The organism is Methylovulum sp., from assembly GCF_028687615.1.
Taxonomy (GTDB): domain Bacteria; phylum Pseudomonadota; class Gammaproteobacteria; order Methylococcales; family Methylomonadaceae; genus Methylovulum.
In genome coordinates, this window is record NZ_JAQTZU010000016.1 from 79,665 (window position 1) to 85,935 (window position 6,271).

Here is a 6,271-nt window from a genome sequence, read left to right on the forward strand (position 1 = left end):
CTGAATGGACAAACGTATAGCCATCCTAGGGGCGGGCTCCTGGGGCACCGCCTTGGCTATCCTAGCCGCTAGAAACGGCTGCCAGACGTTGTTATGGGGACATAATGCCGCGCATGTCGCGGCATTAGCCCATGATAGGCAAAACCAACGCTACCTGCCCGGCCTCCCCTTCCCTGAACCGCTCACGATAACCGCACAATTAAGCGACATCGCCAACTTTGGCGACGTGCTGTTGGTCTGCGTCCCCAGCCATGCGTTCAAAACCACGTTGCTCGCACTCAAACCTTATCTTGCCGAAGACATAAAAATTGCCTGGGCGACCAAAGGTTTTAACACCGATGATGGTTCATTGCTGCATGAAACCGTCGCCGAAATTTTTTCCAAAACCACACCGGCCGCCATCATCTCCGGGCCATCGTTTGCCAGCGAAGTCGCCGCAGATTTGCCCACGGCAATCACCATCGCCTCTTTGCAGATTGATTTTGCCAACCAACTCGCGGATATTTTCCATAGCGGGCGTTTCCGCACCTACACCAGTTCCGATTTGATTGGCGTAGAAGTTGGCGGTGCGGTAAAAAATGTCCTGGCTATCGCCGCTGGCATTGCCGATGGCTTGGGCTTCGGCGCCAACACCCGTGCCGCCTTAATTACCCGCGGACTTACCGAAATCATCCGCTTAGGCGTGGAACTCGGCGGCAAGCAAGAAACCCTGATGGGTCTGGCGGGCCTTGGTGATTTGGTGTTGACCTGCACCGACGACCAATCCCGAAACAGACGGCTCGGTTTGGCTTTAGGCAGAGGCAAAAACCGGGCACAAGCCATCGAAGAAATCGGTCAAGAAATCGAAGGGGTTTCCGCCGCCAAGCAAACCTATTTGTTGGCGAAAAAACACGCCATCGACATGCCAATCACCGAACAAACCTACAAGGTATTATACGAAGGCCTGGACCCGCTCATCGCCGTACAAAATTTATTGTCGCGGGAAGTCAAACCTGAATTGCCCTTGCAACCGGAGCAACCAACATTAATCGCCAGCCAATATTGAATTGCGGAATTGGGGCATAAATAAGACCACCCGTGCGTAGCGCAGGGTGGTGTTTCCAGTATTGGGAGCGGATGTTTGCCGGAAACACCAGTTCTTGCTATCGCTCGAACTGGCTTATTCCGGCTTACGATGTTAATCATCCAAGCAAGCCGCCGTCATGCCACCTGATCCCGCCCCCACCAGAAGAGACTTCCCGCTCGGCGTCACGTCATTGCTGCTTTATGGCCTAATGCGGCGGTCGATGGGCGGCAAATCCAGCCACACCAGCGCCATCTCCTTGCTTAATCCCAACGGTGAAAGGCTATGGGGAAGCGGGAAATCGCCGCTGAAGTTTACCTGCCATTGCCATAGGTATCTACACAAGTCTTGAACACCGTCATTCCGGCAGGGAGAGCGTAGCGAGGGTTGACCGGAATGACGGCCAATAAAACTTGTGTAGATACTTATAGTGGTTAAGAAGGGGATCCTACACGCCTATGGGCAACCCGCCATCAGCCGTGGACATCGGTCTAGTCAAAACTGGCAAGATGCGCCAAGCCGCCCTATGCGGCGATGCTCAAGCCACCATGACAAGCAATCGCGAAGCAGCCGCCATGTCGCGTATAATAAAACACAAAATAAACTTCAATCTATCAGGTAACTCATGAAGAAGCTGCTATTCCAGTTCGACACCGATTTGCACCCGTCCGTGTTTGATACCGTGGTGGGCTATGACGGTGGCGCCGATCATGTGGCGGGTTACGGTGGACTGACACCGGAAAACATCAAGCCGCTGGTCGAAGGCACGATTTTTACCCGCGCCCCTAAGGACAAAAAAAATACCGCCATTTTTGTCGGCGGCAGCGACATGGTTGCTGGACAAGCCCTGTTTACGGCGGTGCAAAGCTATTTTTTCCCTGGTTTTCAAGTGTCCGTGATGCTCGACAGCAACGGCAGCAACACCACTGCCGCTGCGGCAGTCGCCAAACTGGCTTCTAGCGGCCCGTTGGCAGGAAAAAAAGCCGTCGTGCTGGCGGGAACCGGGCCGGTTGGACAACGCGCCGCCGTAATGCTGGCGCAAGAAGGTGCGAAAGTGTCTTTAACCGCACGGACTCTGGCACGGGCAGAGCAAGCTTGTGACAATATGCACACACGCTTTGGCGTTGAATTGACACCGGTAGTGGCGTTTGACCAAGAAGACCGGGCGGCGGCGATTGAACACGCAAATATCGTGCTGGCAACCGGAGCCGCTGGCGTCGAATTGCTCAAGCCCGAACATTGGCAAGGCAACCCGAACCTGGAAATGATCGCCGATGCCAACGCCACGCCGCCGCTGGGCATTGGCGGTACGGACATGATGGACAAAGGCGTGGAACGGCACGGCAAAATTATCTGGGGCGCGATTGGTTTTGGCGCATTGAAACTGGCCTTGCACCGCGCCTGTATCGCCAAATTGTTCGAAAACAATCAACAGGTTTTTGATGCCGAAAACATCTTTGCCTTGGCTAAAGAAATGGCCTAAAAAATGGATGCCTTAATATCAAAATTACGGCAAGATGCTTTGGCGATATTCCATGCCGGTATCACCGCAGCCGATCCTTACCAAGCCGTCAAACACTGCCTGTACTCTGACGGTGTGTTGCTGGACATCCGCCTGAACGACGGCAACACCCGCGCCCGCCGCTGGACAAAAATCCACCTGGTCGCCTTTGGCAAAGCTGCTTGTGCTATGGCAAAAGCCGCGCAAGAAAGCATCCCGCCACATTTGTTGGCAAGTTCCTTTGCTGTGACCAATTATGAAAATGTCACGGCGTTAGATGGCATTGAGGTGCTGGGCGCAGGTCATCCGTTACCCGATGCGGCGGGCTTTCAAGCCGCACAACGCATTGCCGCAATCGCCAGCCTCGCCCGACAAGGCGAGCTGGTATTAGTGCTGGTCAGTGGCGGCGGCTCGGCATTGATCCCCTGCCCTGTCGCATCAATTACACTCGAAGAAAAAATCGCCACCACTTATGAATTGTTGGCTTGCGGCGCGACGATCAATGAAATCAACTGTGTACGCAAACATTTGTCGCAAATTAAAGGCGGCGGTTTGGCGAAATTGGCCTATCCCGCCGATGTCCACGCGCTGATTTTGTCGGACGTGTTGGGTGATGACCTGAGCGCGATTGCCAGCGGCCCGACCGTGCCCGATCCCACAACTTATGCGGATGCAATCGCCATCTTAAAAAGCAAGCGGATTTGGGACAAAACCCCTACATCTGTGCAGAATCATCTCCAGCTAGGCGAACTCGGCAAAGCACCGGAAACGCCGAAAGCAGATGATAAAATTTTTCACACCACCACGCAGACCTTGATTGGCAGCAATATGATCAGCGTCAAGGCGATGCTAAAAACCGTACAGGAACTGGGCTATCAAACCCGGCTTTACAATGAATATTTATGCGGGGAAGCCCGTATCGTCGCCGAACAATGGGTGGCTGATGCCAAAGCGATCCGGCAACCCGTGGCCTTATTGGCTGGTGGTGAAACCACGGTAAGCCTGCAAGGCAACGGATGTGGCGGGCGTAATCAGGAAATGGCCTTGGCCTTTGCGTTGGCGGCACATCAACAAAGCCTGGAAGGAACATGGGCATTCTTAAGCGGTGGCACGGACGGACGCGACGGCCCCACCGATGCAGCGGGTGGCTTGGTTGACGCTGGCACGATAAACCGTATGATAGCTAAATACGATCCGGTGGCGATGCTGGCGAACAACGATTCTTACCACGCCTTGAAATCCTCAGGCGACTTACTGGAAACTGGCGCGACCGGCACCAATGTCGCCGATTTGCAAATACTGCTGCTTGTACCCTGATAAGCGTAAACTGATTACATATAAACCGTTAATTTTGAGGTTTCACGATGTCTTACTCCCAACCCACACTTGAAGATATTTGGAAATTGTTTCAGGAGACCGATCAAATATTTAAAGAAACCGCCCGAAGGTTTCAAGAAACTGATCTTAAATTCCAAGAAACCGACCGAAAATTCCAAGAAACCGAACGGATCATAAAAGAGTCCAACCAAGAAACCGAGCGGATCATAAAAGAGACTAGCCAGGAAACCAGCTTAAAAATGCAGGAATCGGATAGGCAATTCCAAGAAAAAATCAAACAAGTCAATGAAAGCATAGGCCGTTTGGGCAATAAGCTCGGTGATTTTGTAGAAGAAATGGTGCGTCCGGCGGCGGTGCGGCTGTTCCGCGAGCGCGGCATCGATGTCCACGAAGTCCACCAAAACATCAGCTCGCAACGCGGTGGCGAAGGCATAGAAATTGATTTATTGGTGGTCAACGACACCGACATCATCGCCATCGAATGCAAAAGCAGCTTAAGCATTGACGACATCAACGACCATCTTCACCGTTTGGCAAAAATCAAACGGCTGTTGCCCAGCTATGCCAACAAACGTGTTCTTGGAGCGGTCACTGGCATGGTCATCCCCGACAATGTCGCCCAATACGCTTACCGGCAAGGCCTGTTCGTCATCGCCCAAACAGGCGACCACTTGACCATACGCAATGATCCACACTTTCAGGCCAAAACTTGGTAGCCTGGAACCACTACACCCTTAAGAGATACGGAGATACAATGTTTAACCAATCCATGACCATTCAAGGCTTTGACGATGAATTATTTACCGCAATGGAAGAAGAACGCCAACGTCAGGAAGACCACATCGAACTGATCGCCTCGGAAAATTACGCCAGTCCACGGGTGATGCAAGCCTTGGGATCACAACTGACCAACAAATACGCCGAGGGCTACCCCGGCAAACGCTATTACGGCGGCTGCGAATTTGTCGATAAGGTCGAGCAACTGGCGATAGACCGCGCCAAAGCCCTGTTCGGCGCCGATTACGCCAACGTCCAGGCACATTCCGGCTCACAAGCCAATATGGCGGTGTTAATGGCGATGATGCAGCCGGGCGAGACGTTACTGGGCTTAAGCCTGGCCGATGGCGGCCACTTGACCCACGGCGCGAAACCCAATTTCTCCGGCAAATTGTACCACGCCGTGCAATATGGCTTAGACCCCGAAACTAGCGAAATCAATTACGCGCAAGTCGAAGCCCTGGCCTTGGAACACAAACCCAAAGTGATTATGGCGGGCTTCTCCGCGTATTCCAGAGTGTGGGATTGGCAACGTTTCCGTGACATCGCCGATTTAGTCGGCGCCTATTTGGTCGTTGATATGGCGCATGTTGCAGGCTTGATTGCTGCGGGCGTTTATCCCAACCCCGTGCCCTTCGCCGATGCCGTCACCAGTACCACCCACAAATCTTTGCGTGGTCCACGCGGCGGCTTGATCGTCTGCAAAAGCAACCCGGACTTAGAAAAAAAAATCGACTCGAACATTTTCCCAGGCATCCAAGGCGGCCCGTCCATGCACGTCATCGCCGCCAAAGCTGTGGCGTTTAAAGAAGCGATGGAACCGGAATTTAAAACCTACCAGCAACAAGTCATCCTTAACGCCCAGGCAATGGCGAAAGTGTTTATGTCACGCGGGTTCGATGTCGTCTCCGGCGGCACTGACGACCATTTGATGCTGGTTTCGCTCATCGCCAAAGGCATCACCGGCAAAGCCGCCGATGCCGCCCTAGGCCGCGCCCACATCACCGTCAACAAAAACGCCGTGCCGAACGACCCGCAATCGCCGTTTGTGACTAGCGGCATCCGCGTCGGCACCCCCGCGCCAACCACCCGCGGTTTTAAAGAAGCCGAAGTGACTGAAATCGCCAATATGATGTGCGATGTGATGGACAATCTGGAAGATGAAAGCGTGATTGCGGCGGTGCGTGAACAGGTTGGACATCTTTGCGCCAGATTTCCGGTTTATGGGTAATTCATAATATTGAATAACTTAAAAATACTTTATGCCCTGGGCAACATACCATTTGATATTTTCAAAAGGGCATAAAGGATTATTGGAACGCCGATCAAGCGTTTTGCCGTCGTCTGTTTGCCCCACTTGTGCGAACAATGGCAGTCAGAAATCCGTGACAAATTGGACATGAAAAAATATAGGTAGTCCTGCAATCGGAATGATTTGCAAAAAAGCAAGCGGTTAAAGCAGAGCCTACAAAGGTGGGGCAAACGGTCTAAAATTGCTACTTTTTGCCCCGATGACCTACTGCCCCCACTGCCACGCCAGCTCCCTTGTCAAAAACGGCCGCCATCCCCGGACAGGGTGGCAAAAATACCGT

At 52.9% G+C, this 6,271-nt stretch carries 5 protein-coding genes; all 5 read left to right on the forward strand.

The genetic code is table 11. From position 1 onward, the window contains the following. The first annotated feature begins 4 nt into the window (after positions 1–4). Positions 5–1,045 (forward strand): NAD(P)H-dependent glycerol-3-phosphate dehydrogenase, encoded by a 1,041-nt coding sequence (locus PHH59_RS11320; RefSeq protein WP_300015840.1) that lies wholly within the window; start codon positions 5–7, stop codon positions 1,043–1,045. Between the two features lie 643 nt (positions 1,046–1,688). Next, positions 1,689–2,546 carry an NADP-dependent methylenetetrahydromethanopterin/methylenetetrahydrofolate dehydrogenase gene (locus PHH59_RS11325; RefSeq protein ID WP_300015843.1) on the forward strand — a complete coding sequence of 286 codons (858 nt, stop codon included), beginning with the start codon at positions 1,689–1,691 and terminating at the stop codon, positions 2,544–2,546. Positions 2,547–2,549: 3 nt separating this feature from the next. Then, positions 2,550–3,881 carry a DUF4147 domain-containing protein gene (locus tag PHH59_RS11330; protein ID WP_300015846.1) on the forward strand — a complete coding sequence of 444 codons (1,332 nt, stop codon included), beginning with the start codon at positions 2,550–2,552 and terminating at the stop codon, positions 3,879–3,881. 47 nt (positions 3,882–3,928) lie between these two features. Continuing rightward, positions 3,929–4,618: a hypothetical protein gene (locus PHH59_RS11335; RefSeq protein WP_300015849.1), complete on the forward strand. Its 690-nt coding sequence runs from the start codon at positions 3,929–3,931 to the stop codon at positions 4,616–4,618. 38 nt (positions 4,619–4,656) lie between these two features. Further along, positions 4,657–5,910, forward strand: coding sequence for a serine hydroxymethyltransferase (gene glyA, locus PHH59_RS11340; protein WP_300015852.1), 1,254 nt, complete (start codon positions 4,657–4,659; stop codon positions 5,908–5,910). Positions 5,911–6,271: the final 361 nt, after the last annotated feature.